The sequence below is a fragment of the Sphingopyxis sp. H115 genome, assembly GCF_001468465.1.
In the GTDB taxonomy this organism is placed as follows: Bacteria; Pseudomonadota; Alphaproteobacteria; order Sphingomonadales; family Sphingomonadaceae; genus Sphingopyxis.
Map to the genome: position 1 here is coordinate 77,290 of NZ_LNSA01000001.1, position 26,836 is coordinate 104,125.

Consider the following 26,836-nt stretch of genomic DNA (forward strand, 5'->3'; position numbering starts at 1 on the left):
TCATTGGGCCGCGCCAGCCATGCCCGTCAGGTTTCGACCGGGATTCCCGCCAGTTGCTTTGCGGTGCGGATCGTCAGCGAGGTTTTGACGCTGGTCACATTGGGCGCCGAGGTCAGATGTGCAGTCAGGAAGGACTGAAAGCTCTGCAAATCGCGGGCGACCACCTTGAGCAGGAAGTCGATTTCGCCGTTCAGCATATAGCATTCGCGCACTTCCGGAAGCCCGCCGACATAATCTTCGAATGCCTTCAAATCGGCTTCGGCTTGGCTGCGCAGGCTGACCATCGCAAAGACAGTGATGCCATAGCCCAGCTTCGCCGCGTCGAGGTCGGCGTGGTACGAGCGGATGACGCCCGCTTCCTCGAGCGCGCGGACGCGGCGGAGACACGGCGGCGCGGTCAGTCCAACCATCTGCGCCAGTTCGACATTCGTCATTCGCCCGTTTTTCTGCAGTTCGCCCAATATCTGCAAATCGATTTGATCGAATTTCTGACTAGCCATCGTTGAAACATCCGCTTTCCAAAACTGCGAGGACCATAATATTATTTCAGCCGATTGCAATTGTCCCACAATGCGACGCGGATGGTTAAGGCACTTTCATGACCGGATGATTCACGCTAGCCGGTAAGCATATTGTAACCAACGACCGAAGGTGTGGGGCTGGCTTCGCGTGACCGCTGACTCGATGATCGCCACCATCTTACGCCAAGCGCCGGCGGACCGCCGCGCGAGCATCGCCGCGTGGCGTCAACTATCCGATATTCTGGCGCAGCGCGGCAATCAATTGGACGATGACGATATTCGCCGCAGCCTTCACGCGCTTGCCGTCCTGCGGCCGCAAGTGCCCGAATCAGTGCGGCGCGATAGCGCGCGGGCGCTGGCACGACACGGCCGGTTTGCGCCGCTCGTCGCATTCTACGCCAACGATGTTCCAGCGGTTTCGGCGATCATGCTGCGTGACACGCGCCTCAGCGAAGCCGACTGGTTGGCGCTGCTTCCCGCGACGAACGCCATGGCGCGATCGGTCCTGGCCGGACGCGGCGACCTGCCCGATGGTGTCTATCGCGCGCTCGCCAGCCTTGGCAGCGCATCGGTCGCGCTGCCGCACCCCGAGGTCGCCGACGTCGTCGAGGACGCGCCCGAAGGAACCGTCACGGACGAGGTCGAGCTCGTGGCGGAGACCGGGCCGAGCCAGATCAGCGAGCTGGTCCGCCGAATCGACAAATATCAGTCGTCGCGTAGCCAGCCGCCCGCCCAGCGCCCACCCCGCGCGGCCTTTCTATTCGAAACCGGTCCCGACGGGGTCATTCACTGGGTCGAGGGCGTCACGCGCGGCGCGGTCATCGGCTTGTCGATCGCCGAGGCGGCCTTTGGCGGCGAACCGGGCACCGATGGCGTTGCCGCCGGAGCCTTTCGCCAGCGCGCGGAGATCATCAACGCCCGAATGATCCTCGAAGGAACGGCGGCCGACGCCGGCGAGTGGCGGTTCTCCGCGTTGCCTTGGTTCGACCCCGCGACGGGACAGTTCCGCGGATATCGCGCCAGCGCGCGCCGTCCGTACCGCAATGAAACGCCTTATGGTCGGCAGACGCCCGAGGATTCGGGCGATTCGATCCGTCAGCTCATCCATGAATTGCGCAGTCCGCTGAACGCCATTTCGGGCTTCGCCCAGATTATTTCGGGGCAGATGTTCGGGCCGGTCAGCCAGGATTATCGGGCGATGGCCGAAACCATCGTCGCCGACGCAGCTTCGGTGCAGTCGATCATCGACGATCTGGAAACCGCGGCACGCAGCAACGCCGCGCCTGCGGACCTGACATCGAACAGCGCGGTCGATGTCGGCGCCATCGTCGCGCAGGTCGAAAGCGATTTGGGCGGGCTTCTCGCCGAACGCCGCATCGACCTCAGCATTTCACGCGTCGGGGGCCCCTTTGTCGCGGTGACCGACGATGCCAACGCACGGCGGATGGTCGGCCGCATGCTGACAGCGCTGGTCGATATATCCGAACCTGGTGCGATCCTGGTCGGCCAATTGGTGACCGAATCGCCGCATGACGACATGCTGCAACTGCGCATCGTCCGTCCCGCGCCGATTCGCTTCGCCACCGCTGCCGAGCTGCTCGATCCCGGTTTCAGCCCCGACGGGGAGGCGCCGGGAGCGGCCGTTCTCAGCCTGGGTTTTTCGCTGCGGCTTGTCGACAGCTTGGCGCGCGCCGCGGGCGGACGGCTCGACATCGGGCATAACGCCTTGACCTTGCATGTGCCGTCGGCCAACTCGAAGGCCGAGGTCGGGCTGGAAGTCCAGCAAGGCGAGTAGCCCGGGGGCGGGCGAAGGGGAGCATGTGCGGCCTGCGGGCGATTTCTTTGCGTATCCGGCTGCACCGGACCTGATCCAGCTGGAAGCGGATGAGCGTCCACGTTTCTGGGTGACGATCGATACCGAAGAGGATTTCGACTGGGACGCCCCCTTTTCGCGGACGGGCCATGGGCTTGGCTCGGTCCCGGCGCTCACCGATTGTCAGCGCTATTTCGAACGCGCTGCGGTTCGCCCCATCTATCTTGTCGACTGGCCAATCGTTGCCGACGACCATGCCGTCGAAATTCTCGGCGCGGCGCAGCAAGCCGGACGCTGCGAAATCGGCGCACAACTCCACCCGTGGGTGACGCCGCCGCACGACGAAGATGTCAACGCGCGCAACAGCTATACCGGCAATCTGCCCAGCGCGTTGCAGCGCGCAAAAATGACAGCGCTCCGCGATGCGATCCGCGATCGCTTTGGCGTCGCGCCCACGGCCTATCGCGCCGGACGGTACGGGCTTGGCCCCGAAACGGCGACGATGCTCGCCGAACTGGGGTTCCGCTGCGACACGTCGGTTCGTTCCGGTTTCGACTATCGCGCGGGGCATGGCCCCAATTATCGTGATGCCCCCCTGCATCCCTGGTGGGTTCGCACTGGACAGGGCGCCGTGCTCGAAATGCCCGTCACGACGGTTTTTGCTGGTCTTCTCGGGCGCGCGGGCCGCTGGCTCTATCATCGCACCTCGTCGAATAGTCATGCGGCACTCGCGCGGCTTGGCTTGGTCGAGCGGATCGCGCTGACGCCCGAAGGCATACCGGCCGAAAAGGCGTGCCACGCGATCGATATCGCGATCGAAGCGCGCTTGCCGGTCCTGACCTTCTCCTTCCACTCGCCGTCGCTGCAACCGGGAAACACGCCATATGTGCGCAGCGATGCCGATCTGGCGCTCTTCTATCGCTGGTGGGACATCGTACTCGATCATCTCTCCCGCCGCGGCGTCGAACCGACGAACGCGGACGCGATTTGGGCGATGGCGGAGCGCAAAGGCGCGCGCTGATCGTCGCCGCTTCGTTGCCGCTTGCCAATGCGGCTCGGCCTCCGCTATCGCCCGCACATCCCCGCCGGGATTTCAACGGGGGGCCTGTAGCTCAATGGTTAGAGCTGGCCGCTCATAACGGCTAGGTTGCGGGTTCGAGTCCTGCCGGGCCCACCATTTTTAACGGTTGCGATATCGCTGCGCCGCCCGACGGACGATTTGCCCGGGCAAGCCCGAATTTCCCTTGCAAAATGGGACCGGTGGCGGTCCATTGGGGCATCAGGAAAAGGAGAGGGGGCATGGGAAAGCGGCGGAGGTTCCTGCTGGGCGGTCTGGCGATCGCAGCGATTGCGGCAGGCGTGGTGGGGGTGCGCACGGCGACCTTCGCGCCCACCGATATCGCCGATGGCAGCGATATCCGCTTGGCAGCGGCACCCTCGTTCGATCTCGACGCCGCCATCGCGCATCTGAGCGCCGCGGCGCAATTCCGGACGATATCGCATCAGGACCCGGCGGAGAATGAAATCGCCGAATGGGACCGTCTTCACGCTTGGCTTGCCGCCACCTATCCTGCGACACACCGGGCGATGACGCGCACCATCTTGCCGAACCGGACGCTTGTCTATCACTGGCCGGGAAGCGATGCCTCGCTGGCGCCGATCATTCTCATGGCGCATCAGGATGTCGTCCCCGTTACCGAGGGCACCGAAGGCGACTGGAAATATCCGCCCTTTTCAGGCACGATCGCGGAGCAGGCGGTGTGGGGCCGCGGTACCGTCGACGACAAGGGTTCGCTGGTCGGACTGTTCGAGGCAATCGAAGCGTTGGCGGTGCAGGGATTTCAGCCGAAACGCGGCGTTTACCTGGTCTCCGGCCACGACGAAGAGGCGGGCGGTTCGGGCGCGGTCGCGGCGGCGGCGAAACTCGAAGCTGCCGGCGTCAAGGCGCTATTCACGTTGGACGAAGGCAGCGTGGTGCTGCGCGACACGCCGATCATCGACGGCCCTGCGATCCTGATCGGGGTCGCCGAAAAGGGCTATGCGACGATGAAGGTCACCGCCGATGCGCCCGGCGGGCACAGTTCGATGCCGCCTGCGGAGACCGGGGTTACCACGCTCGCGCGCGCGGTGCTCGCGATCGCCGAAAAGCCGTTCCCGATTGAAATGCGCGGTCCCGGCGCTGCAATGGTCGAGGCGCTGGCCGCGCATAAGGGCGGTGCGACCAAGGTGGCGGTCGCCAACCAGTGGTTGCTTGGCCCGGTGCTGAAAGGGCAATTGTCGGCTTCGCCATCGGCCGCCGCAGCCTTCCATACGACGATCGCGCCAACGATGCTGGAGGGCAGCCCGAAGGAAAATGTCCTGCCCCAGTCGGCGAGCGCGCTCATTAACTATCGTATCGCGCCGTGGAACCGCTCGGCCGATGTGATGGCGCGCGCCAAGGCCGCGGTGGGTGACGCTCCCGTCAAGCTCAGCTGGGTAAAGCCGCCGAACGAACCGTCGCGCGTCTCTTCGAGCAATTCGCTGGGATGGAAATATGTCGTCGCGGCGGCGCGTGCCGACGCGCCCGATGCGGTCGTCGCACCCTATCTGGTCGTCGCTGCAACCGACAGCCGCAGCATGGAATCGGTATCGGACGACGTGTATCGTTTCATGCCGATGCATTTCACGCTGAAAGAGACGGCGATGATCCACGGCACCAACGAACATATGACGATCGACAGCTTTCGGCGTATGATTGCCTTCTATGCGCGGCTGATTGCGACGTCTGCGGGATAGACTTCGCGGTCCAGCCTGTTTAAGGCGCCCCAGCGTCGGGGAGTGGCGCAGCCCGGTAGCGCGCTTGCTTTGGGAGCAAGATGTCGCAGGTTCGAATCCTGTCTCCCCGACCATTTTTCCTGCTAATTCGCTCTCTTTGCCGTCGTCTGCCGGCGCCGCGATCGCGCCTTGGGCGGGGCTGGGGGTGTGATCACCGCACCGGTGCGCGCATCGACGGCGCCGTGCAATGTCCCGGGATCGATCCCCAGCGCGGCCGCCCACCGTACGAGGTCGGCCGGGCGATAGGCGGGAACCTTGCGCCAGCGGTCGAAGACGCTGGCGTCGATCGTCTCGTTGGCGGTCAGCCAATGTCCCTTGTCGACTTGCGTCGCAGGCGCGGCGATCGGGCGCTGGAACCGCCGTCCGCGTTTCAGGAGTCGGTAGAGTCCGCGCAGGAAACGGTGAAAACTGTCGTGGATCGGCGCGGTGATCTCATAGCCCGTGGGGACGACTGCGCCGCGGTAGGCAAGACCCAGCGCGCCGGCCTTTGCCATCAGCCAGGCCAGCGATAACTGCGGCATGTCGTCACCGGCGATGCCGCCGCCGACATTGGCATGCGCACCCGCGAACCAGCGCTGTTCGACGATTGTCTGTCGTACGCGGCGTTTGCCGGGCGGATCGGGACGCGCCGGGATGAAACGCGTCCACAGCGTCGGCGCGAAGGCGGCGCGATGCTCGTCGAGTGCGAGCGCGTGATAGGCATGTTCGAAGATCGCCGAAAGCTGCGTATTGTGGAAGCCGAAGCGGCGCCGGCTGATACCTCGAATATTGCCGAACGGGACGCCGAGCGCCCCGACGGTATCCCATACGCCGATCATTTTGATCGGCACGCGCCGCGAATGGCGCAGTAGGCGCTTTTCCTGCGGCGGCAGATCCTTCGTCTGGTGAAGCTCGACGAAAGAGGCCGCCTTCGCATCGAGACGATATCGTTCGTAAAGCTCCTCGACCGACAGTGGCGAGCCCGGGCGCAGCAATCCGCACCGGGCGATCATCCCCGCAACGCTGCGCGCGGTGAAGGCGCCGCGGCTGAAACCGAACAGGAATATCTGGTCGCCCTGGTCGTAGTGGCCCATGAGCCAGCGATAGGCACCGATGACATCGCGATCGAGCCCGTGGCCGAAGATGCCGCCGCGGATCGCCTCGCCGCGCGGCGTGCCGACCCCAGCGGTATAATAGCAAAGCTGCTCGACCCCTGCGCCGTCCCGCGGCGCAACAAGCTGGCTGAGGCGCCACACGCTCGTGTTGTCCGCCGAGCTGTTCCAAGTGCCGTCAAGCAACAGAACGAGGCGTTTTCCGCGAGCGCTTTCAGGCATTTTCCTATCGCTTGGCATTCCGATCGGTCCGTGAAGGTGTCTCACAGCCCGGCAAGCCCCGCAAGGCCGAGGTACGGCCCGATAACGGACATCGGGCACAAAAAAAGCGGCCTTCCCGAGGGAAGACCGCTCTTTTCGTTTCAGTCATCGCCCCGAAGGGCTGCGACTTACTTCTTTTCTTCAGCCGGAGCGGCAGCGGCGTCAGCCGGAGCAGCAGCAGCGTCGGCCGGAGCGGCAGCAGCGTCGGCCGGAGCAGCGGCTTCGGCGCCGGCAGCGGCAGCGTCGGCACCAGCAGCAGCGGCTTCGGCGCCGGCAGCAGCGGCGTCGGCGCCTTCTTCGGCAACCGCTTCAGCGGTCGGAGCTTCGGTGGTGGCTTCTTCAGCAGCCTTTTCACCGCAAGCGGCGAGGGCGAACATGCTGGCAGCAACGGCGATAGCAGCAAACTTCTTCATGATGTGTGGGCTCCCTAAAATGCCTTTCGCGTCCCGGAAACTTTCCCGTTCCGCGAGCGGCGGGATTTAGCCGTTCCGCGTGAATCGTCAACAAAAATAATTGAGATGGTGGGCCCGCGCGCGGAAATCTGTCATTTCCTCGTAACAGTCATGGAAGCTCCGCGTCGCCGCTGTTCGCGAGAATCGCCAGCACCGCCGACCAAACGACAACATTTTGCCGCAACTGCGCGGGATCGATCTTGTCCAGCGTGTCGTCCGGGGTGTGGTGGATGTCGAAATAGCGTGCGCCATCTTGGGCCAGGTCGATCGCGGGGACCCCTGCTTGCACCAGCGCGCCGATGTCGGCGCCGCCGTTTGCCGGCTGTCTTCCGCGCACGACGCCGAACGGCATCACCGCCGCCGCCAGCCGGTCGGCCAGCTCTTTCGCGCTGTCGGGCAGTTTGAAGTCGATCCGCCACACTCGGTCGGCGCCGAAATCGGATTCGAGCGCAACGGCATGCTTTTCCGTCCCATGTTTTTCGAAATAGGCCTTGCCGCCGAACACGCCGACCTCTTCGGCGCCCGCCCAGAGAATGCGGATCGTGCGGCGCGGCTGGCCCGCGCTCATGACATGCTTCGCGGCGGCGGTGATGATGGCGCAGCCCGCCGCATCGTCGATCGCACCGGTGCCAAGGTCCCAGCTGTCGAGGTGGCACGCGACGATGACGGGGCTGGCATTCGGGTCGCTGCCCGGCACTTCGGCAAGGACATTGCCCGATTTTCGGATCCCGGTGTCCTGCGGCGTCAGGACCAGCTTCATCCGCAGCGGTTCGGCGATATAGCCGAGCGGGGTTTCCTTCGCGCGCATCTGCTGCGCGCGATTCCACTGGCGCACGAGCTGGTCGGCGTCGGGGTTCGAGATCGCGCCGGCGGGGATCGGCTTTACCCCGGCCTCGAAATTGGTCACGCCGGTATGGGGATTGCGGTGCGCGTCGGTGCCGATCGATCGGATGACGATCGCGATAGCACCCTTCCTTGCCGCCACATTGGGCCCGGTGAAACGCCCGCGGCCGTAGTAGCCGTATCCGCTGCCGTCCTGCGTCGGCTGCATCTTGTGGTCGATAAAGACGATACGGCCCTTCACGAGATGGTCGGGCGCCGCGACGAGCGCGTCGAAGCTGTCGAAATAGGCAATATCGCCCTCGATACCCTTCGTTCCCGTCGATGCGGAATTACCGAGCGCCGCGATCGCCAGCTTCTGCGGCAGAAAGGGGCCCGTCAGCCAAGCCTCTTCCTCGCCGCGCACCCAGACGGGCATGTCGAACGGCTCTTCGCGCACATTGGCGAAGCCCATCGCTTGCAGTCGCGCTACAGCCCAGCGCCGCGCCGCTGCTTCGGCCTCGGTACCCGCCATGCGCGGCCCGATTTCGGTCGTCAGGCCCTCGGTGATCGTCCAGGCGATATCGTCGCCGCGCTGCGCCAGTTCGGCCGCGCCCGGTGGGGGCGGAATCGACGCCGACGCGCTGGTGGTCGAAAGGACGAGGACGGCAATTCCGGCAAGGCGGGGCAGGGGGAAGGAAAGGATCATGTCGTGGTGGTAGCGCCGCGTGCCGCCCGCGCAAGCGCCGATTGCCAACAGCGCCCCCATTCGCTAACCGGCGCGCAACATCTCTCCCGGCCGCGCACCGCGGCCCAGCCCATACCGGAGCATATCATGGCCGCCCAATATAGTTTCGTGATGAAGGGTCTGACCAAGACCTATCCCGGCGCGCAAAAGCCGACGCTCAACAACCTCAGCCTGCAATTCTATCCTGATGCCAAGATCGGTATCGTTGGCCCCAACGGCACGGGTAAATCGACGCTGATGAAGATCATGGGCGGCATCGACAAGGATTTCACCGGCGAAGCCTGGCCCGGCGAAGGCATCACCGTCGGCTATCTGGCGCAGGAACCGCAGCTCGACCCGACCAAGACGGTCAAGGAAAATGTCATGGACGGCGTGCGCCCCGTTGCGGACATGATGGACCGGTTCAACGAGATCAGCGCACTGATGGCCGACCCGCCCGCCGACGCCGATTTCGACGCGCTCATGGAAGAAATGGGCACGCTGCAGGAAAAAATCGACGCGGTCGACGGCTGGACGCTCGACAACCAGCTCGAAATCGCGATGGAAGCGCTCCGCTGTCCGCCGGGCGACTGGAGCGTCGAGAATCTGTCGGGCGGTGAAAAGCGCCGCATCGCGCTCACCCGCCTGCTGCTCGAAAAGCCCTCGATCCTGCTGCTCGACGAACCGACCAACCATCTCGACGCCGAAAGCGTCGCGTGGCTCGAAAAGCATCTGGTCGACTATCCGGGCAACGTCATCCTCGTCACCCACGATCGCTATTTCCTCGACAATGTCGTGAACTGGATCCTCGAACTCGATCGCGGCCGCTATTTCGTCTACGAGGGCAATTATTCGACCTATCTCGAAAAGAAGGGCAAGCGCCTCGAACAGGAGGCGCGCGAGGACCAGGGCCGCCAGAAGGCGATCAAGGACGAACTCGAATGGATCCGGCAATCTCCTAAAGCCCGCCAGGCCAAGTCGAAGGCGCGTATCAAATCGTTCGATCAGCTCGTCGAGGCGCAGGAAAACCGGGCGCCCGGCAAGGCCCAGATCGTCATCCAGGTTCCCGAGCGCCTCGGCGGCAAGGTAATCGAGGTCTCGAACATCTCGAAGGCTTATGGCGACAAGCTGCTGTTCGAGGATCTGTCCTTCACACTGCCGCCCGGCGGCATTGTCGGTGTCATCGGTCCGAACGGCGCGGGCAAGTCGACGCTGTTCAAGCTGATCACCGGGCAGGAACAGCCCGACAATGGCAGCGTGTCGATCGGCGATACCGTCCGCCTCGGCTATGTCGACCAGAGCCGTGATGCGCTCGACCCGAACAATAATGTCTGGGAAGAAATTTCGGGCGGCCACGATATGATGTCGATCGGCAAGCACGAGATGCAGACGCGCGCCTATGTCGGCGCGTTCAACTTCAAGGGCACCGACCAGCAGAAGAAGGTCGGCCAGTTGTCGGGCGGTGAGCGCAACCGGGTCCATATGGCGAAGATGCTGAAGCAGGGTGGCAACGTCCTGCTACTCGACGAACCGACCAACGACCTCGACACCGAAACCCTCGCCGCGCTCGAAGAAGCGCTCGAGAATTTCGCGGGCTGCGCCGTGGTTATCAGCCACGATCGCTTCTTCCTCGATCGCCTTGCGACGCATATCCTGGCCTTCGAGGGCGACAGCCATGTCGAATGGTTCGAAGGCAATTTCGAATCCTATGAGGAAGACAAGATCCGCCGCCTCGGCGAAGGCGCGACGCGCCCGCACGCGACGACCTACAAAAAGCTGTCGCGCTAAAGGCGATGGCGGGGGAGGCGGCTCCGATCTCGTCGGGCGCGATCCGCATGGACGCTGACGCGCTCAACGCCTTCATGGCGGAGGCTTTCCCGCATTCGCAGCCGGGATCGCGCGGGCGCGTGGTCTCGGCGGTTCCGGGCCATATTCAGGCGCGCCTCGATCCTAATGAACAGGCGCTGCGTCCCGGCGGGCTGATTTCGGGACCGACGCAGATGGGCTTTGCCGACATGGCTGCCTATGCGCTCGTCCTTGCGCATATCGGTCCCGTCGCGATGGCGGTGACGAGCGCGCTCAATTACCAGTTCCTGCGCCCCTGCCGCCCTGGACCGCTGTTCGCCGACGCGCATCTGCTACGCCTCGGCAAGCGGCTGGCGGTAATGGATATCCGCATCTGGACCGACGACGCCGACAAGCCCGTCGGTCAGGCGAACGTCACCTACGCGATTCCTTAGGCCGCAGCGCTTTTTCCAGGCAGCATTCGCATCGCGAGCCCATGATAGAGGCGCGTCGGACAGATTTGCGCGCTCGTCCAGTCGGCGATTAGCGCGGTCATGAACAGCGGCAGGATCACGCCACGCGCCGCAGTCGCTTCGATCAGGATGATGACGGCGGTCAGCGGCGCACGCACGACGCCGACGAAATAGGCGACCATCCCCATCATCACGACCGCGCCCGCCGGGCTTTCGGGAAAGGCCGGGGTGAGGAGATTGCCGAAGCCCGCGCCGACGGCGAGCGATGGTGCGAAGATGCCGCCTGGCGCGCCGCTCAACGTCGAAGCGAGCGCAGCGGCAAATTTGGCAGGGAAAAACCACAGCTTGCCCTGATTGCCTTCGACGAGGAATCTGGTGACGTCATAGCCCGTACCCCAGGTGCCGCCGTTCGTCGCGACCCCGACGACGGCGACGACGAGGCCGCATCCCGCCGCGAACACGACAGGGCGCTGCGCAGCATAGCGCGCCCAGCCCACGGTCCGTGCGCTTGCCGCGAGGACGATCCGCGCGAACAGGCCGCCGGCGAGGCCGCCGCCGACCCCCGCGACCGGGGCGATGATCAGAACGTCCGCCACCGGCAGCGTCTCGCGCATCACACCGAAATAGACATAGTCGCCCGCGATGGCGAGGCTGACGAGGCCGGCGATCATGACCGCGCCCATCGTTAGCACGGCGACGCGCTGTTCATAGGCCGAGGCGAGTTCCTCGATCGCAAAGGCGATCCCGGCGAGCGGGGTGTTGAACGCGGCCGCCACGCCCGCGGCGCCTCCGGCGATGAACACGCCCGCCGTAACGCGAACTTTCAGTAACCGGTGAACCGCGACCATGATCGCGGCGCTGACCTGGACGGTCGGCCCTTCGCGCCCGACCGAACCGCCCGCGGCCAGCGTCGCCAGCGTGAGTCCCAGCTTGGCGATGGCGGTGCGCAGCGACACGAGTGGGCCCTTCACCGCCTCGTCGGGGCGGCGTCCGGCCGCGATGATCTGCGGAATCCCCGATCCGCGCGATTCGGAAAAAAATCGCGCCGCGGTCCAGACGATCAATGCAAAGGCGGCAGGCGTGATCAGGATCGGCAGCCACCACACCCGGTCGGTGACGCGAAAGATCAGTTGCTGTGCATGGTCGCCCGCCGCCGCAAACGCCAGTGCGACGAGGCCGAGCAAAACAGCGCCCCCGACCATTGCCACGCGACGGCGGATATCTACGACCTCGCTGCGCGCGCGGCGATTGATCCGCAACCGCCAGAGCCGGACCCAGCGCGGAAGAGTCAGTTTGAAGGGCATGGGGCCGCATGGACCGCCGCGCCGCGCGGCGCAACCCCGCGGGTCCGATTTCAGCTCGGTGCGACTTCCCACAGGACCAGCTTGGTCGCATGGACATTTTCGCGGGCCTTCGCACCGTCGAGCCGGGTCAGCTTCGCGTCGCCCTTCAGCGCGCTCATTTCGAACATCGCGTCGATCACGACAACGTCGCCGGCGCCGACCTCGATCTCCATCGCGCCCGTCCGCGCCATGATGCCCTTCGCCATCGCGGCGTGCAGCCGGTGCACGCCCGGCGCCACGTCTGCCATCAACATCTGTCCGGACTTGATCTGGCCACTTGCGCTATCGTCGAGGGCGATATTCATTCCCTGCAACGCCGCGACGAAACCGCGGCGCGTGACATAAATGCGCGCCTTGCCCTCGGGAGCCCGCATCGCGCGCGCATCCGCGAGCGCTTCGGTGCCTGCGTTTTTTCCCGATTTGTTGGCCGACAGCGACCAGACGACCAATCCGACAATCGCGACGAGCGTCACTACCGAAAAGATCAGCATCGCCCCGGGCGAGAGCGATCGCGCAAGAGCGGGCCCCAAAAGCGCGCCGACGATCGCCGCGACAATGATGACCGTGACCCAGAATGCATTCTTGCTCATATCGCCCTCCTGATCAGGCTGGAGAAAAGTCTCCCGTCGCGTCGTCCATCAGATGCAGGACGCCGTCGCTGATTGCGAAAAACGCCCCGCGCAGCGTCAGCGTACCGCGCCGCTCCTTTTCCTGAATGCAGGGAAAAGTTCTTAGGTTGTCAATGCTTACCCGCACTGCTGCCATTTCCATGGCGCGGCCCGCGTCGCGCGTGTCGAGGTCCGCATGCGCGTGCCGTACCTCCTCGCTCGCTTCGTCAAGCATCGCGATCCAGTCGGCGATGAAGCCGCCGCGGCCCGGCTCGGCGCCCTCCATCGACTTGTGAAGCGCAGCGTGGCAGCCGCCACACAGGCCGTGGCCCATCACGACGATTTCCTCGACCTTCAGGAACTGGACGGCGAATTCAAGCGCCGCCGAAACGCCGTGACGGCCCGGCGTGGTTTCGAACGGCGGCACCAGCGCCGCGACGTTGCGCACGACAAAGATCTCGCCCGGATTGGTGTCGAATATCTGCGAGGGTTCGACGCGGCTGTCGGAGCACGCAATAACCATCACCTTGGGTGATTGGCCCACGGCGAGTTCATCCCAGCGCTCGCGTTGCTGTTGCCAGCCGCCGTTACGGAAACGCCGGTAGCCGTCGATCATGTCGGTAAAGTGAGTCATGGACGCGCCTTAGCATAGGTAGAGAGGTTGAGAAGAGGCGCGTGCGCGACTATGTGGGCGGCATGAACGCTCCTGCCACATCCGCGGCCGCTCCCGGCCAGCGCAGCCGCAAGCCCGACTGGATCCGCGTCAAGGCGCCGACCAGCCCCGGATACGCCGAAACACGCAAGCTGATGCGCGAGCTGAACCTGCATACGGTGTGCGAGGAAGCGGCGTGTCCGAACATCGGCGAATGCTGGACCAAGAAGCATGCGACGGTGATGATCCTCGGCGACACCTGCACGCGGGCCTGTGCCTTTTGCAACGTCAAGACCGGGATGCCGCGCCCGGTTGACCTGCTCGAGCCCGAGCATACAGCAATCGCGGCGGCGAAGATGGGGCTGACGCATATCGTCATCACCTCGGTCGATCGCGACGATCTTCCCGACGGCGGCGCCAGCCAGTTCGTGAAGGTTATCAACGCGCTGCGCCGCGAAACGCCGCAGACGACGATCGAGATCCTGACGCCGGACTTTCGCAACAAGCCCGAAAGCGCGGTCGCCGCGATCGTCGATGCGCGTCCCGACGTCTATAACCATAATCTCGAAACCGTCCCGCGGCTCTATCCGACGATCCGCCCCGGCGCGCGCTATTATGCATCGCTGCGCCTGCTCGAAAGCGTGAAGCGTCGCGACCCATCGATCTTCACCAAGTCGGGCATCATGCTCGGGCTCGGTGAAGAACGGATGGAGGTGCATCAGGTAATGGACGACATGCGAAGCGCCGACATCGACTTCATGACGATGGGCCAATATCTCCAGCCGACGCCGAAACATGCGAAGGTCGCCGAATTCGTCACGCCTCAGGCCTTTGACGCCTATGCGCAGATCGCGCGGGCCAAGGGATTCCTGCAGGTCGCTTCGTCGCCCCTGACCCGGTCGAGCTATCACGCCGGCGACGATTTCGAACGGATGCGCGCGGCGCGCGAAGCGCAGCTGGCGCGCGTCAAGGCGGACTGAGCGCCCATTGCCAAGGCATCACGAAACGCGCGAGCTACCTTATAGCGACGAACAGATGTTCGCGCTCGTCACCGACATCGCGCGCTATCCCGAATTCCTGCCGTGGGTCGTCGCGTTGCGCATCCGCGACGACAGCGAGCATGAGACGGTTGCCGACATGATCGTCGGCTTCAAGGGGCTGCGCGAAAGCTTCTCCTGCCGCGTCCACAAACAGCGCCCGCACGAGGTCATCGTCAGCTACATCGACGGCCCGATGAAGCATCTTAGCAATGAATGGCACTTCCGGCCTCTCGAGGGTGGCGGTTGCCGTGTCGACTTCATGGTCGATTTCTCATTCCGCAGCCGGATGTTCGAAGCGCTCGCCGGGCAGATGTTCGACAAGGCGCTCAGAAAGATGATCGCGGCGTTCGAAACACGCGCCGACGAGCTTTATGGGGCGGCGGGCGGCTGATACCCAGGCTCCTTTCCGGAGCCATTGGAAACTTCGCCGGTGCCCTGATCGCCGTCTTATTTTTTGGGTCGATGCTCAAGCATATAGGGTCGTTGCTCTTGGCGGCGGCACTCCCGATGGCTTTTTCTGCCGTCGAGTTTTTGGTCGAGCGGGTCAAGCGTAACCCGAATGAGTAAGTCCTTCTCGCGAGGGGTCACGTTTCAGGGGGCCGGCAGCACGACATCCTCCGACGGCCGCAGTCCGTCCTTTTCGGGCTGGAGGAGGCTGAGCGCAAATAGCGTCGCGTGATGGCGGATCGTGGAGCGGTCGGTCGAATCAAATTGGATGCGCTGGGTGAAATAGTCGTCGGGGTCCTGTCCGCGCAGGGCGCGCGCGAAAACGACCAAGCCAACGGGTTTCTTTTCGGAGCCGCCGCCCGGGCCCGCGATGCCGGTGATCGCGACCGCGACGTCGGCATCGCTGTTTGCCAGCGCACCTGCCGCCATGGCCCACGCGGTCGCAAGCGAGACTTCGCCGAAGGTTTCGATAATCTCGCTGCTGACGTCGAGCTGTGTCTGCTTGGCGTGTCCCGAATAGGTGATGAACCCGGCCGAGAAAACATCCGAGCTGCCCGCAATGTCGGTCAGCGCGGCACTGACCATGCCGCCCGTGCAGCTTTCGGCCACGGCGACCCGCCGCCCTGCGGCGCGATTGTTAGCGAGCACGCTCGTAGCGAGGTCGTCGCGCGCGGCGAGGCGCGCTTGTTCGACAGACTGCAAGGTTCAATTCTCCGGAAATTGCAAGGTCGCGACGGCCTGGGCCGCTATCCCCTCACGGCGGCCGGTAAATCCCAACCGCTCTGTCGTTGTTGCCTTAACACTAACCCGTTCGATCGAAATCGCAAGGATTTCGGCAATCCGCGCCCGGATGGCCGGCCGATGCGGACCGATTTTCGGCGCCTCGGCGATGATCGTCAAATCGACATGGTCGATGCGGCCGCCGCGTGCCGCGACGCGCCCAGCGGCAAAGGCGAGGAAGCGATGCGAGGCGGCGCCGCGCCATTGCGGGTCGCTGGGCGGGAAATGATCGCCGATATCACCATCGGCAAGCGCGCCGAGGATCGCGTCGGTCAAGGCGTGGAGCGCGACGTCGGCATCGCTATGACCTTCAAGCCCATGACTATGGGCGATTTCTATCCCACCGATCCACAGCGACTTGCCCGCTACGAGGCGATGGACGTCATATCCCATGCCGACCGCGGTTCGCATCATCGTGCCAATCCCCAATAATCCCCGAAGAATCGCCATATCCTCGGCATATGTCAGTTTGTGGAGCCGCGGGTCGCCCGGGACCGTCATCACGGCAACCCCCAGCCTCCGCACGAGTTGTGCATCGTCGGTTGCCGCCGTCTCCGCGGCTTCGGCATGCGCGCTACGCAGCGTGCCGAGACGAAAGGCCTGTGGTGTCTGCACGCGGGCCAGCGCGGCGCGGTCGACAACCCCGCCCGCGCCATCGTTCAACTGTTCGACGAGGGTGTCCGGCACCGGCAGGGTCGGGATTGCGGCTTGGCAATCTCTCAACGCCGCGAGCAGGCGGTCGATAAGGTCCGGGGTCAAACCAGGGCGGGCGGCGTCGTGGACCAGAACGAGCGCGTCGTCCTCCCAGCCGGCGAGGGCGGCAAGCGCATTGCCCACCGAATGCTGTCGTTCCGCGCCGGGATCGGCGGAAGTCCATCCGTTGGGCATGGGCGCGATCGCCGCCATGGCATCATCGTCGGCTACCAGCACGCCCGCCGAAACTGCGTGATGCCCGGCCAGCGCATCGAGGCTCCAGCGCAGCACCGGCCGGTCGCCGAGTAGTTCCAACTGTTTCGGCTTTGCGAAACCGGTGCGGGTTCCCCGACCGCCGGCCAGCAATATCGCCGCGACGCGTGGGGCGGGAGAAGGAGCGGACTCGGTCATCGTCCGCGCCGGTTAGCGCAGCCGCGCCTTGCGGGAAAGCGGCTTAGCGTGTAGGGGCTGCTTAAAATTTAGGCAGTTATGACGAAAGCTCCCGCCATGGCGCCGCTCCGGCCCATTCAGATCGGTAATATCACCATTACGGATCCCGTGATTCTGGCGCCGATGACGGGCGTCACCGATCTGCCGTTCCGCAAGCTCGTGCGCTACTATGGTTCGGGACTTAACGTCACCGAGATGATCGCGAGCCAGGCCGCGATCCGCGAAACGCGCCAGTCGATCCAGAAGGCGGCGTGGGATCCGGTCGAAGAGCCCGTGTCGATGCAACTGGTCGGCTGCACCCCCTATGAAATGGGCGAGGCGGCGAAACTCAACGAAGATCGCGGCGCCTCGATCATTGACATCAACATGGGCTGCCCCGTGCGCAAGGTCACCAACGGCGACGCGGGTTCGGCGCTGATGCGCGACCTGAAGCTTGCGGCCGCACTGATCGACAGCTGCGTGAAGGCGGTTTCGGTGCCGGTGACGGTGAAGATGCGCATGGGCTGGTGTCACGACAGTCTGAACGCTCCCGAACTCGCGCATATCGCCGAGGATTTGGGAGCCAAGCTCGTCACCGTCCACGGCCGCACGCGCAACCAGATGTACCGTGGCGAAGCCGATTGGAGCTTCGTGCGCAAGGTCAAGGATGCGGTTTCGATCCCGGTGATAGTGAACGGCGACATTTGTTCGGCTGACGACGCCCGCACCGCGCTCGCGCAGAGCGGCGCCGATGGCGTAATGATTGGGCGCGGCGCCTATGGCCGGCCTTGGCTGCTCGGACAGGTGATGGCCGCATTGCGCGGCGAGGCCGAGCGACCCGACCCCGACCTCCACGAACAATATGACGTCATCACGTCGCATTACCGCGCGATGATCGATCATTATGGAGAGGTGACCGGGGTCAATATGGCGCGCAAGCATCTCGGCTGGTACGTCAAGGGACTTCACGGTTCGGCCGAATTCCGCAACAAGGTCAACCAAATACCTGATAGCAAGAGTGTGCTCGACGCGCTCGAAGCCTTTTACGGCCCGCATCTCGGCAAGGGGCATCTGGTCAGGGCGGCCGCGTGACCGCGCTTACGTCGAGCATCCCGAGCTTCGACCATGATGAACTGATCCAGTCGCACCCGGTTCCCACATTGCTGATCGACGGCGGCGGGGTGGTGCTGTTCGTCAATGCGGCTGCTGAACAGCTTTGCAATGTCAGCCGGTCGGCCATGGTCGGACGCGTCATCTATGACGTCATCCGGATGGACCGTAGCTATCGCCAGCGAATGAGCGACGCCTCGACGTCGGCGCTTTTCGCCCATCGGACCGAGATTTCGGCGGGCGGGCGCAAATCGATCTTCGTCGACATGCAGATGGTGCCTTATGGGACCAGCGGGCATCGCATCCTCGCGCTGGTGGCGTCGCACAGCGATTCCGAACTGATGGGCGGCGCAATCGGGCGATCAGGACGTGCGGCGGGGGCGGCGGCGTCGATGCTGGCGCACGAGATCAAGAATCCGCTGGCAGGGATCAAGGGCGCGGCGCAGTTGCTAGCGCGAAAGACCGATGCCGCGGGCGAACGCTTTACGACGCTGATTTGCGCCGAGGTCGACCGGATCGCGACGCTGATCGACCAGATGGAGCATTTTTCGCGCGGGCAGCCGATCGCCTGCGGTCCGATCAACCTGTATCAACCGATCCATCAGGCGATGGAGACGGCGCGCGCGCGCCAGTTCCCCGGCGTCCGTTTTGCAGAGGATTTCGATCCGTCGTTACCGCTGGTTTACGGGAATCATGACGCCTTGGTGCAGATCCTGCTTAATCTCGTGACGAACGGCTGCGAAGCGCTGAACGGACGCGACGATGGCGTTGTGCGGCTGACGACCGCCTACCGGCATGGCCTGTCGATCGACAATGGTGACGGGCGCGGCCGGATCGCACTGCCGATCGAGGTCAGCGTCAGCGACAATGGCCCCGGCGTTCCCGCCGATATCCGGGGTGATCTATTCGACCCGTTCGTGACGACGAAGCGGGAAGGGCGGGGGCTTGGCCTCGCACTGGTCGCCAAGCTGGCGCGCGACATGGGCGGCACGGTCCAGCATATCCGCGACGGCGACTGGACGCGCTTTCGCGTCCACCTTCCCGTCGCGCAAAAGGGACGACCGGCATGAGCAAGGGCAAGACCATCCTGCTGGTCGAGGACGATCCCGCGATCGCGATGATTATCCGCGAAACGCTGGTTGGCGAATGCGCACATTTTGCGTCGGTCGCGAGCATCGCCGAACGCAACGCCTGGCTTGCCGACAACCGTCCCGACCTCGTCATTTCGGACGTCGTTCTGCCCGACGGCGATGGGATAGATTCCTTGCCCGGAGCGGGCGTCGATGCGAACACGCCGGTGATCGTCCTGTCGGCGCAGAACACGCTCGACACCGCCGTGCGCGCGACCGGAATTGGCAGCTATGACTATCTGCCCAAGCCGTTCGACCTCGACGAACTGACCGCGAGCGTCCGTGCCGCGCTTCAGCGGCAAGCCGAGTCGGCGATCCGCATCGATCCGGGGCAGGCCGACAGCCACGGCCTCGTCGGGCGGGCGCCTGCGATGCAGGCTGTGTATCGCACGATCGCGCGGCTCGCGTCTAACGATCTTGCGGTCCTGATTCTCGGCGAATCGGGGACCGGGAAAGAGGTAGTGGCGCGCGCGATCCATGCGACGGGCCTGCGCCGTGCGGGGCCGTTTGTCGCGATCAACATGGCGGCAATCCCGCGCGAATTGATCGAGGCCGAATTGTTCGGCCACGAAAGGGGCGCCTTTACCGGCGCGCACAGCCGCAATGCCGGGCGCTTCGAACAAGCGGCGGGCGGCACGCTGTTCCTCGACGAAATCGGTGACATGCCGCTTGAGGCGCAAACGCGCCTGCTTCGCGTGCTGCAGAGCAACGAATATTCGACCGTCGGCGGCAGCCAGGCGCTCCGCGCCGACGTGCGCGTCATCGCGGCGACGCACCGCGACATGCGTACGCTCGTCGCCGACGGGCGCTTTCGCGAAGATCTCTTTTACCGGCTCAACGTCATTCCGGTCACCCTGCCGCCGCTTCGCGACCGACGCAGTGACATTGCCGCGCTCGTTCGCCATTTCGTCGATGCCGGACGTCGTTCGGGGCTTCCCGACCGGCAGTTCGCACCCGCGGCGATGCAATGGCTCGAACGATATGACTGGCCGGGGAATGTCCGCGAACTGGGCAATGTCGTGCAGCGGCTCGCGGTGCTGTCGCGCGACACGGTCGTCACCGTGCGCGACGTCGAAACCGTGCTGCACGAAGGCGGCGGGGACGGCGGCGCGGTGGAGCCGGCGACGCTCATCGCCCGCGCGATCGACGACTGGGCGCGCGAAGAAATGGCGTGCGCCGCAAGCGACGGGGCTATCCACGAGAAGCTGGAAGCGATCGTCGAGGCGGCGCTTTTCCGGCGTGTGTTGCGCGACGTCCGCGGAAACCAGCTCGAAGCCGCGCGGCGTCTGGGGATCAATCGCAATACGCTCCGCAAGCGGTTGGGGCAGCTGGATATCGACCCGGCGCACCCCTGAGTTCCACGATAAACCCGGAATCGGGGCATTTGGGCGACACACACGCAAATTGTGTGTTTTCTATGCAACAGGATTGTCGTAACGCAGCAACAATGGCGCAATCCTCTTCCCTGACTTTCGAAACGGATTCAGAGGTCGAGGACGTACGCTCGGGCTTCTGGCGTTTTGCCGCACCCGAATATTACACGCTTGCGCTCATCATCAGCGTTGCGATCGCGACCTATGTGTTCGTAACGGGTGATGCGCAGAGCGAGCGACTGCTGACGCCCGCGCTCGTGGCAGCGATCATGGTCGCCAATCTAGTGCCGGCGATGGCACTGATCGTGCTCATCGGCAGCCGCATTGCCCGCGCCCGCGCGGTCCGGTCGATGGCGGGCGGCAACGGTCGTCTCCACGTCCGGCTTGTCGCGCTCTTTTCGTTGATCGCGGCGGCGCCGACCCTCCTCGTCGTGATCTTCGCCTCATTACTGTTCCAGTTCGGGGTCGATTTCTGGTTCTCGGATCGCTCTCGTGGCATGTTCGAAAATGCAGCGAGCCTCGCAGAAGGCTATTATCAGGAAAACGAGCGCCAAGTCGGAGCCAATACATTTGCGATGGCGGCGGATCTGGGCAAACAGCTGAGCCTTGTGCCGATCGATAATCCGAAGTTCGGCAACTATTACTTTCAGCAGGTCGTGGTTCGCAGCCTCAATGAATCGGCGGTCATCGAGATCGGGGGAGACGGTGTCGCGCGCACGGCGGCGGCCATCAATCCTGACGACCGGGCGGCCGAAAATCGGCTGAATTCTCAGATGATCCGTCGCCTCAACGCCGGTGAAGATATCGTCGTCATACGACAGGCTAACCGGATTGAAGCCGCCGCGCGTTTACCCGGCACTGACCGTGCCTACGTCTACGCCTCGCGCGACATCAATGTTCCGGGTTTTCAGCAATCGGCACGGGCGGGCGCCGTTCTCGCCGACTATAATAATTTGTTCGAGCGATCCCAACAGCTCCAGTTGCAATTCAATGGTGCGCTCTATCTGGGCTCGCTTCTCCTCCTGGCGCTCGCCGTTATTGCTGCGATCGTCGTTGCCGACCGCATCGTTCGCCCGCTCGGCACGCTGATCGGGGCGACGCGGACAGCCGCTGGCGGGGACTTGTCAGTCCGCGTGACGCCACCGGCGCGCGACGACGAGATTTCGGTGCTGACACGCGCCTTCAACCGGATGACCGAGCAACTGGAAGGGCAGACCGGTGCACTGGTCAACGTCAACGAACAGTTGGAGGCGCGGCGCAGTTTTATCGAAGCGGTGCTGAGCGGCGTCTCGTCGGCCGTGATTTCGGTCGATGCCGATCACCGCATCCTGCTCGCCAATGCCGCAGCCGAGCGGCTGATCTGCCAATCAGCCGAATGCCTGACCGGGCGGCCGCTTGCCGACGTCGCGCCCGAATTGGCGCAATTGCTGACCGGCGACGAGCGTGAGGCGATCGTCCAACTCGCTCGCAAGGATGCCGAGCCCGCGACGCTGGCGGCCAAGGCGGTCGCGCAGGGCGACGGTTTTGTCCTGAGCTTCGAGGATATCACGCAGCAATTGCTAGACCAGCGCCGTGCCGCCTGGTCCGATGTCGCGCGCCGCATCGCGCACGAGATCAAGAACCCGCTCACCCCGATCCAGCTCGCCGCCGAACGACTGCAGCGCCGCTTCGGCGACAAGGTCGAGGACGACGCCGCGACGTTCCGGAAGCTCACCGACACGGTGATCCGCCAGGTCCACGACATGCGGCGGATGGTCGACGAGTTTTCAAGTTTCGCGCGAATGCCGAAGCCGACCTTCGGGGTCGAGGATGTTCGCGACATCGTGCGGCAGGCGGTGTTCCTGTTTGAAGTGGCCAAGCCCGACATCGTCTTTGCGATCCGTACCGAGGACGAAATCGAACCACTCGTTTGCGACCGTCGCCTGCTGTCGCAGGCGACAACAAATATCGTCAAAAATGCGGTGGAAGCGATTGAAGAAAAGGCGAAAAACTCGGAAGGTATGCCCGTCGGACACGTCGATGCCGAGCTCGCGATGGGGCCGGGCGGCGAATTGCTGATCCGCGTGACCGACGACGGCATTGGGCTTCCGGAAGCGCGCGATGCCATCGCCGAACCCTATATGACGACGCGGCAGGGCGGCACGGGGCTCGGCCTTGCGATCGTCAAAAAGATTGTCGAGCAACATTATGGCGAACTCGAATTTTCGGACAATCCGGCCGGGCAGGGGACGCGCGTGACGCTTACGCTCTATCCGGATCGGTTACGGCCACTGGCGGGACGTGGCGGCGAGGCCGGCACGGGACAGGGCGAATCGGTTCCCGGACGCATCCGGAATCGGCAGGACAGAGAAGATCATGGCGCTTGATATTTTGATCGTCGACGACGAACGCGACATCTGCGACCTCGTCGCAGGGGTCATGGAAGACGAAGGCTATGAGGCGCGCACCGCCTCCGACAGCGATTCGGCGCTCGAAGCGATCCGCCAGCGGCGCCCCTCGCTTGCGCTGATCGACGTCTGGCTCCAAGGCTCGCGGCTTGACGGGCTCGGCCTCGTCGAGGCGATAAAGGCGTTCGACCCAACGTTGCCGATCATCGTGATTTCGGGGCACGGCGGGCTCGACACAGCGGTGGCGGCGATCCGGCGCGGTGCGTTCGACTTTATCGAAAAGCCGTTCGAGGCGTCGCGCCTGCTCCACCTCGTCGCGCGCGCGACCGAAAGCGAGCGGCTGAAATTCGAATATGAGCAGCTGCGCGAAAAGGCGGGGCCGTCAGACGAACTCACTGGCACGAGCGCGGCGATCAACAATGTCCGCGCGACGTTGAAGCGCGTCGCGGGGACAGGAAGCCGTGTGCTGATCACAGGAGCGCCGGGCGTCGGCAAGGAGGTCGCCGCGCGCGTCCTCCATGGTTGGAGTGGACGGCAGAATGCGCCGTTCCGCGTCATTTCCTCGGCGCGCATGGATCCTGAAACGGTCGAGACCGAATTATTCGGGTCGGAGGCGGAGGACGGTTCGATCCGCGTCGGGCTGCTCGAACAGGCGCACGGCGGCACGCTGTTTCTCGACGAGGTCGCCGACATGCCGCTCACGACGCAGGGAAAAGTCCTGCGTGTCCTCACCGACCAGAGCTTCACGCGCGTCGGGGGGCGCACCATGATCCGCGTTGATGTGCGCATCATTTCGGGGTCGGCGCGCGACCTGATGACCGAAATTGCCGAAAGCCGGTTTCGCGAAGATCTGTATTATCGGCTCAACGTCGTCCCGGTGCATATCCCGCCGCTGCGCGAACGGCGCGACGATATCGCGAGCCTTTGCGACCATTATATTCGCCGCTACGCCGCCGATCGCCGCGTTCCGCCGCCCGAAATCAGTTCGGAGGCGATGGCCGCGCTCCAGGCGCATGAATGGCCCGGCAACGTCCGCGAACTCAGGAACGTCATCGAGCGCGTAATGATCCTGGCGCCGAGCGCCCGATTGAACCGGATCGACGCCGACATGCTGCCCGCCGAACTGGTACGGGGAGGGGCAGATATCCTCCCCAATTCGGAATCGATCACCGCCATTCCGCTCAAGGAGGCGCGCGAGAATTTCGAACGCGAATATCTGCGTATCCAGATCAATCGGTTTTCGGGCAACATCTCGCGCACTGCTAGCTTCATCGGGATGGAAAGATCGGCGCTGCACCGCAAACTGAAACTTTTGGGCCTTACCGAGAGTTCGGACGGTGAAGGCTGACGGCTTTGCGCTAGACGTTCCTTATGGTTTGCCGCATAGTGGGGCGGCAAAGAATGTCAAAGATGCCGGGTCTACCGAGCATCGAAACGCGGCTTCGCCGCCAAGAACAGGAGGCAAATATGTCCGATAAGAATCAGAATCTCCAAGATCTTTTCCTCAATGCTGTGCGCCGCAGCAAGACCCCGGTGACCATGTTCCTGGTCAAGGGCGTCAAATTGCAGGGCATCATCACCTGGTTCGACAATTTCTCGTTGCTGCTTCGCCGCGATGGGCAGTCGCAGCTTGTCTACAAGCATGCGATTTCGACCGTGATGCCGTCGCACGACTTCGATCTTGCGCTGCTCGGTGACAATCTGCGCGAGGCGCCCGCCGGCAGGGGAAAGGCGCTGCAGGATGTTTTCCTGAACGCGGTGCGCCGGTCCGACGAATCGGTGACGATGTTCCTCGTCAACGGCGTGATGCTGCAGGGCGATATCGTGGCGTTTGACCTGTTCTGCATGCTGCTCGAGCGCGAGCGGCAGGTGCAGCTCGTCTACAAGCACGCGATTTCGACGGTTCAACCAAACGGGCCGATCAACCTGACCGACAATGGCGAGGCTGACGGCGAAACGGACGACGCCTGATCGACCCTATAATCGACAATGAGGACGAGGTAACGCGCGGCGCCGCCGCGCTTGTCGTCGTGCCCGAATGGCATAGCCAGCGCCTCGCGCGCGACCTTGACGCACGCGCCGAGGAGGCGAGGGGTCTTGCGCTCGCGATCGGGCTTGACGTCGTTGCTGTCCACACGCTGCGGCTCCGGCAGACACGCGCGGCGACGCTGCTCGGCGTCGGGCAGATCGACGCGATCGCGCCTGACATCGCAGCAAAGGGTGTCCAACTCGTCGTTGTCGACGCTGCGCTCAGTCCGATCCAGCAACGCAATCTCGAAACTGCTTTCGGGACCAAGGTCATCGATCGCACCGGGCTGATCCTCGAAATCTTCGGTGAGCGCGCCGCGACCGCCGAAGGACGGTTGCAGGTCGAGCTTGCACATCTCGACTATCAGGCGGGCCGGCTCGTGCGGAGCTGGACGCACCTCGAGCGCCAGCGCGGTGGCTTTGGCTTCCTAGGTGGCCCCGGCGAAACGCAGATCGAGGCCGACCGGCGGATGATCCGAAACCGCATGGCACGCATCCGTCGTTCGCTCGACGATGCGCGGCGGACGCGCCAGCTCCAGCGGTCGAAACGCCAGCGCGCACCCTGGCCGGTGGTCGCGCTCGTCGGCTATACCAACGCTGGAAAATCGACCTTCTTCAACCGCTTGACGGGAAGTGACGTCATGGCGGAGGACATGCTTTTTGCAACGCTCGACCCGACGATGCGCGAAATCGGGCTGCCGGGCATCGAAAAGGCGATCCTGTCGGACACCGTCGGGTTCGTGTCCGACTTGCCGACGCAACTCGTCGCCGCCTTCCGCGCGACGCTCGAGGAAGTGACGACCGCCGACCTGATCGTCCACGTCCGCGACATCGTCCATCCCGACAGCGAAGCGCAGTATGACGATGTGCGCGCCATATTGGATTCGCTCGGCGTCAACGGTCCGCAAGACGACGGGGAGGGCGATGCCCCCGCCGCGGTTCCGCAGATCGAAATCTGGAACAAGATCGATACCGCCGATGCCGACGCGCGCGCGGCGATCGAGGAGATGGCGGCGCGGCGGCCCGACGTCGCGGTCATTTCGGCGGTAACGGGCGAGGGAGTCGAGGCGGCGCGCGTCCTGATGGCATCGCAACTGACCGCGCAGCACAAGGTGCAGCGCATCTATCTGGGCTATGGCGAGGGTGAGGCGGCGGCGTGGCTCCACGCGCGCGGCGAGGTTCTCGCAGACGAGCCGCAGGGCGAAGGCCATGTCCTGACCGTCCGCCTCGACCCGGCCGACAACGCACGGTTCGAGCGGTTATGGCCGGCTAAGAACGCTCCGCGGCCTTGACCGCGACCCAATGTTTTTCCTGATCGTCGAGCGATAGCCCGGCAAGGCTGCCGCCGGCGCGATCTTCCATTGCGACAAAGCGCCGCGCGAATTTCAGATTGGCATCGCGCAGCGCGCTCTCGGCATCGATGCCGAGCTTGCGGGCATAGTTGACGACCGCGAACAGCAAGTCGCCGACTTCCTCATGGCGCTCGGCATCGGTTGTCGCTTGTGCGACTTCGGCCAGCTCCTCGTCGATCTTTGCACGCGGCGCGTCGGTATCGGGCCAGTCGAAACCGACGCGTGCAGCACGGCCCTGCAGCTTTTGCGCGCGCAGCAACGCGGGCAAGGACGAGGCCACTCCGGCGAGCGCGCTCGTCGGACCGTCGACGGCGCGTTCGGCCGCCTTGATCTGTTCCCATTGTTGACGCACGTCGTCGGTCTTGCCGTCGCCGAAGATATGCGGGTGTCGGCGTTCCATCTTATCGCTGATCGCGTTGGCGACGTCGTCGAAACCGAACAGGCCTTCGTCGGCCGCGATCTGACTGTGAAAGACGACCTGCAACAACAGGTCGCCAAGCTCGTCGCAAATCGCAGCAGGATCGCCGCCGGTGATGGCGTCCGAAACCTCATAGGCTTCCTCGATCGTATAGGCAGCGATCGTACCGAAGCTTTGCGCCAGATCCCATTCGCATCCACCATCGGGATCGCGCAGTTGGCGCATGATTGCGAGCAGGCGCTCGATGGGGGACAGCGTAGCAGCTCCGGTCATGAAATTATCCGATAATA

The 26,836-nt window shown here is 64.2% G+C and carries 24 protein-coding genes and 2 tRNA genes; 16 read left to right on the plus strand and 10 right to left on the minus strand.

All coding sequences use genetic code 11. From position 1 onward, the window contains the following. Nucleotides 1-26: 26 nt before the first annotated feature. On the minus strand, nucleotides 27-500 hold the full coding sequence (locus tag ATE71_RS00405; RefSeq protein ID WP_058801404.1) for an Lrp/AsnC family transcriptional regulator: 474 nt from the start codon (nucleotides 498-500) through the stop codon (nucleotides 27-29). A 169-nt stretch (nucleotides 501-669) separates the two neighbouring features. Here ATE71_RS00405 and ATE71_RS00410 point away from each other — a divergent pair, with 169 nt between their 5' ends. The 5 genes from ATE71_RS00410 (at nucleotide 670) to ATE71_RS00430 (ending at nucleotide 5,222) form a co-directional block, all read left to right on the plus strand. Beyond that, nucleotides 670-2,316: a histidine kinase dimerization/phospho-acceptor domain-containing protein gene (locus tag ATE71_RS00410; RefSeq protein ID WP_235587842.1), complete on the plus strand. Its 1,647-nt coding sequence runs from the start codon at nucleotides 670-672 to the stop codon at nucleotides 2,314-2,316. 25 nt (nucleotides 2,317-2,341) lie between these two features. After that, the gene (locus ATE71_RS00415; RefSeq protein ID WP_058801405.1) at nucleotides 2,342-3,355 is read left to right on the plus strand and encodes a polysaccharide deacetylase family protein; all 1,014 of its coding nucleotides are present in this window, start codon (nucleotides 2,342-2,344) and stop codon (nucleotides 3,353-3,355) included. Between the two features lie 80 nt (nucleotides 3,356-3,435). Beyond that, a tRNA-Ile gene (locus ATE71_RS00420) sits at nucleotides 3,436-3,511 on the plus strand. Nucleotides 3,512-3,633: 122 nt separating this feature from the next. Continuing rightward, nucleotides 3,634-5,109 (plus strand): M20 family peptidase, encoded by a 1,476-nt coding sequence (locus ATE71_RS00425; protein ID WP_058801406.1) that lies wholly within the window; start codon nucleotides 3,634-3,636, stop codon nucleotides 5,107-5,109. Nucleotides 5,110-5,145: 36 nt separating this feature from the next. After that, a tRNA-Pro gene (locus ATE71_RS00430) sits at nucleotides 5,146-5,222 on the plus strand. Nucleotides 5,223-5,231: 9 nt separating this feature from the next. Here ATE71_RS00430 and ATE71_RS00435 read toward each other — a convergent pair. The 3 genes from ATE71_RS00435 to ATE71_RS00445 all read right to left on the minus strand — a co-directional run bounded on the left by ATE71_RS00435 (nucleotide 5,232) and on the right by ATE71_RS00445 (nucleotide 8,480). Next, entirely contained in the window at nucleotides 5,232-6,461 is a 1,230-nt protein-coding gene (locus ATE71_RS00435; protein ID WP_058801407.1) for a DUF2235 domain-containing protein, read from the minus strand. Between the two features lie 167 nt (nucleotides 6,462-6,628). Continuing rightward, nucleotides 6,629-6,913 carry a hypothetical protein gene (locus ATE71_RS22360; RefSeq protein ID WP_082664993.1) on the minus strand — a complete coding sequence of 95 codons (285 nt, stop codon included), beginning with the start codon at nucleotides 6,911-6,913 and terminating at the stop codon, nucleotides 6,629-6,631. A gap of 148 nt (nucleotides 6,914-7,061) precedes the next feature. Beyond that, on the minus strand, nucleotides 7,062-8,480 hold the full coding sequence (locus ATE71_RS00445; RefSeq protein ID WP_058801623.1) for a M20/M25/M40 family metallo-hydrolase: 1,419 nt from the start codon (nucleotides 8,478-8,480) through the stop codon (nucleotides 7,062-7,064). A gap of 126 nt (nucleotides 8,481-8,606) precedes the next feature. On the opposite strand from ATE71_RS00445, the gene ettA reads away from it, so the two are divergent. Further along, nucleotides 8,607-10,286 (plus strand): energy-dependent translational throttle protein EttA, encoded by a 1,680-nt coding sequence (ettA, locus tag ATE71_RS00450; RefSeq protein WP_058801409.1) that lies wholly within the window; start codon nucleotides 8,607-8,609, stop codon nucleotides 10,284-10,286. Nucleotides 10,287-10,333: 47 nt separating this feature from the next. Beyond that, nucleotides 10,334-10,738, plus strand: a complete 405-nt coding sequence (locus ATE71_RS00455) for a PaaI family thioesterase (protein WP_235587844.1) — start codon at nucleotides 10,334-10,336, stop codon at nucleotides 10,736-10,738. Here the strand turns inward: ATE71_RS00455 and ATE71_RS00460 are convergent. The 3 genes from ATE71_RS00460 to ATE71_RS00470 are packed head-to-tail and all read right to left on the minus strand — an operon-like array spanning nucleotide 10,735 to nucleotide 13,341. Further along, nucleotides 10,735-12,060: a chloride channel protein gene (locus tag ATE71_RS00460; protein WP_058801411.1), complete on the minus strand. Its 1,326-nt coding sequence runs from the start codon at nucleotides 12,058-12,060 to the stop codon at nucleotides 10,735-10,737. The genes ATE71_RS00455 and ATE71_RS00460 overlap by 4 nt on opposite strands. 50 nt (nucleotides 12,061-12,110) lie before the next feature. Continuing rightward, nucleotides 12,111-12,689 (minus strand): hypothetical protein, encoded by a 579-nt coding sequence (locus tag ATE71_RS00465; protein ID WP_058801412.1) that lies wholly within the window; start codon nucleotides 12,687-12,689, stop codon nucleotides 12,111-12,113. A 13-nt stretch (nucleotides 12,690-12,702) separates the two neighbouring features. Then, the gene (locus tag ATE71_RS00470) at nucleotides 12,703-13,341 is read right to left on the minus strand and encodes a carbonic anhydrase (RefSeq protein ID WP_058801413.1); all 639 of its coding nucleotides are present in this window, start codon (nucleotides 13,339-13,341) and stop codon (nucleotides 12,703-12,705) included. Nucleotides 13,342-13,403: 62 nt separating this feature from the next. On the opposite strand from ATE71_RS00470, the gene lipA reads away from it, so the two are divergent. Both lipA and ATE71_RS00480 read left to right on the plus strand, forming a co-directional pair. Continuing rightward, nucleotides 13,404-14,339 (plus strand): lipoyl synthase, encoded by a 936-nt coding sequence (gene lipA / locus ATE71_RS00475; protein WP_058801414.1) that lies wholly within the window; start codon nucleotides 13,404-13,406, stop codon nucleotides 14,337-14,339. Between the two features lie 7 nt (nucleotides 14,340-14,346). Continuing rightward, a complete protein-coding gene (locus ATE71_RS00480) occupies nucleotides 14,347-14,790 on the plus strand; it encodes a type II toxin-antitoxin system RatA family toxin (protein ID WP_058801415.1) in 444 nt (147 codons plus the stop codon). 200 nt (nucleotides 14,791-14,990) lie between these two features. Here ATE71_RS00480 and ATE71_RS00485 read toward each other — a convergent pair whose 3' ends face one another. Together ATE71_RS00485 and ATE71_RS00490 are read right to left on the minus strand one after the other, a co-directional pair. Then, nucleotides 14,991-15,548: a CinA family protein gene (locus ATE71_RS00485; protein WP_058801416.1), complete on the minus strand. Its 558-nt coding sequence runs from the start codon at nucleotides 15,546-15,548 to the stop codon at nucleotides 14,991-14,993. Nucleotides 15,549-15,551: 3 nt separating this feature from the next. Next, on the minus strand, nucleotides 15,552-16,730 hold the full coding sequence (locus tag ATE71_RS00490; RefSeq protein ID WP_058801417.1) for a bifunctional 2-C-methyl-D-erythritol 4-phosphate cytidylyltransferase/2-C-methyl-D-erythritol 2,4-cyclodiphosphate synthase: 1,179 nt from the start codon (nucleotides 16,728-16,730) through the stop codon (nucleotides 15,552-15,554). A 96-nt stretch (nucleotides 16,731-16,826) separates the two neighbouring features. Between ATE71_RS00490 and dusB the strand changes: the two genes are divergently transcribed. The 7 genes from dusB (at nucleotide 16,827) to hflX (ending at nucleotide 26,068) form a co-directional block, all read left to right on the plus strand. Beyond that, nucleotides 16,827-17,840, plus strand: a complete 1,014-nt coding sequence (gene dusB / locus ATE71_RS00495; protein WP_058801418.1) for a tRNA dihydrouridine synthase DusB — start codon at nucleotides 16,827-16,829, stop codon at nucleotides 17,838-17,840. Beyond that, nucleotides 17,837-18,928 carry a two-component system sensor histidine kinase NtrB gene (locus ATE71_RS00500; protein WP_058801419.1) on the plus strand — a complete coding sequence of 364 codons (1,092 nt, stop codon included), beginning with the start codon at nucleotides 17,837-17,839 and terminating at the stop codon, nucleotides 18,926-18,928. Before dusB ends, ATE71_RS00500 begins: the two co-directional genes overlap by 4 nt. Next, nucleotides 18,925-20,343, plus strand: coding sequence for a sigma-54-dependent transcriptional regulator (locus ATE71_RS00505; protein WP_058801420.1), 1,419 nt, complete (start codon nucleotides 18,925-18,927; stop codon nucleotides 20,341-20,343). Before ATE71_RS00500 ends, ATE71_RS00505 begins: the two co-directional genes overlap by 4 nt. 92 nt (nucleotides 20,344-20,435) lie before the next feature. After that, nucleotides 20,436-22,727 (plus strand): ATP-binding protein, encoded by a 2,292-nt coding sequence (locus ATE71_RS00510; protein WP_235587845.1) that lies wholly within the window; start codon nucleotides 20,436-20,438, stop codon nucleotides 22,725-22,727. Then, nucleotides 22,717-24,096 carry a sigma-54-dependent transcriptional regulator gene (locus ATE71_RS00515; protein WP_058801422.1) on the plus strand — a complete coding sequence of 460 codons (1,380 nt, stop codon included), beginning with the start codon at nucleotides 22,717-22,719 and terminating at the stop codon, nucleotides 24,094-24,096. Before ATE71_RS00510 ends, ATE71_RS00515 begins: the two co-directional genes overlap by 11 nt. 119 nt (nucleotides 24,097-24,215) lie before the next feature. Then, nucleotides 24,216-24,719 carry an RNA chaperone Hfq gene (gene hfq / locus ATE71_RS00520; RefSeq protein ID WP_058801624.1) on the plus strand — a complete coding sequence of 168 codons (504 nt, stop codon included), beginning with the start codon at nucleotides 24,216-24,218 and terminating at the stop codon, nucleotides 24,717-24,719. Beyond that, nucleotides 24,716-26,068, plus strand: a complete 1,353-nt coding sequence (hflX, locus tag ATE71_RS00525) for a GTPase HflX (protein ID WP_058801423.1) — start codon at nucleotides 24,716-24,718, stop codon at nucleotides 26,066-26,068. The genes hfq and hflX overlap by 4 nt, the downstream gene beginning before the upstream one ends. Here the strand turns inward: hflX and mazG are convergent. Beyond that, nucleotides 26,046-26,819 carry a nucleoside triphosphate pyrophosphohydrolase gene (gene mazG / locus ATE71_RS00530; RefSeq protein ID WP_058801424.1) on the minus strand — a complete coding sequence of 258 codons (774 nt, stop codon included), beginning with the start codon at nucleotides 26,817-26,819 and terminating at the stop codon, nucleotides 26,046-26,048. The two genes, hflX and mazG, sit on opposite strands and share 23 nt — an antisense overlap. Between the last annotated feature and the right edge of the window lie 17 nt (nucleotides 26,820-26,836).

Bases quoted from the DNA above. Each gene is read 5' to 3' on its own strand.
- mazG (WP_058801424.1), bottom strand. From the start codon at position 26,819: ATGACCGGAGCTGCTACGCTGTCCCCCATCGAGCGCCTGCTCGCAATC.
- ATE71_RS00435 (WP_058801407.1), bottom strand. From the start codon at position 6,461: ATGCCTGAAAGCGCTCGCGGAAAACGCCTCGTTCTGTTGCTTGACGGC.
- ATE71_RS00455 (WP_235587844.1), top strand. From the start codon at position 10,334: ATGGACGCTGACGCGCTCAACGCCTTCATGGCGGAGGCTTTCCCGCAT.
- ATE71_RS00460 (WP_058801411.1), bottom strand. From the start codon at position 12,060: ATGCCCTTCAAACTGACTCTTCCGCGCTGGGTCCGGCTCTGGCGGTTG.
- ATE71_RS00515 (WP_058801422.1), top strand. From the start codon at position 22,717: ATGGCGCTTGATATTTTGATCGTCGACGACGAACGCGACATCTGCGAC.
- hfq (WP_058801624.1), top strand. From the start codon at position 24,216: ATGTCCGATAAGAATCAGAATCTCCAAGATCTTTTCCTCAATGCTGTG.
- dusB (WP_058801418.1), top strand. From the start codon at position 16,827: ATGGCGCCGCTCCGGCCCATTCAGATCGGTAATATCACCATTACGGAT.
- ATE71_RS00505 (WP_058801420.1), top strand. From the start codon at position 18,925: ATGAGCAAGGGCAAGACCATCCTGCTGGTCGAGGACGATCCCGCGATC.
- ATE71_RS00470 (WP_058801413.1), bottom strand. From the start codon at position 13,341: ATGACTCACTTTACCGACATGATCGACGGCTACCGGCGTTTCCGTAAC.
- ATE71_RS00405 (WP_058801404.1), bottom strand. From the start codon at position 500: ATGGCTAGTCAGAAATTCGATCAAATCGATTTGCAGATATTGGGCGAA.
- ATE71_RS00490 (WP_058801417.1), bottom strand. From the start codon at position 16,730: ATGACCGAGTCCGCTCCTTCTCCCGCCCCACGCGTCGCGGCGATATTG.
- ATE71_RS00465 (WP_058801412.1), bottom strand. From the start codon at position 12,689: ATGAGCAAGAATGCATTCTGGGTCACGGTCATCATTGTCGCGGCGATC.
- ettA (WP_058801409.1), top strand. From the start codon at position 8,607: ATGGCCGCCCAATATAGTTTCGTGATGAAGGGTCTGACCAAGACCTAT.
- ATE71_RS22360 (WP_082664993.1), bottom strand. From the start codon at position 6,913: ATGAAGAAGTTTGCTGCTATCGCCGTTGCTGCCAGCATGTTCGCCCTC.
- lipA (WP_058801414.1), top strand. From the start codon at position 13,404: ATGAACGCTCCTGCCACATCCGCGGCCGCTCCCGGCCAGCGCAGCCGC.
- ATE71_RS00510 (WP_235587845.1), top strand. From the start codon at position 20,436: ATGGCGCAATCCTCTTCCCTGACTTTCGAAACGGATTCAGAGGTCGAG.
- ATE71_RS00445 (WP_058801623.1), bottom strand. From the start codon at position 8,480: ATGATCCTTTCCTTCCCCCTGCCCCGCCTTGCCGGAATTGCCGTCCTC.
- ATE71_RS00425 (WP_058801406.1), top strand. From the start codon at position 3,634: ATGGGAAAGCGGCGGAGGTTCCTGCTGGGCGGTCTGGCGATCGCAGCG.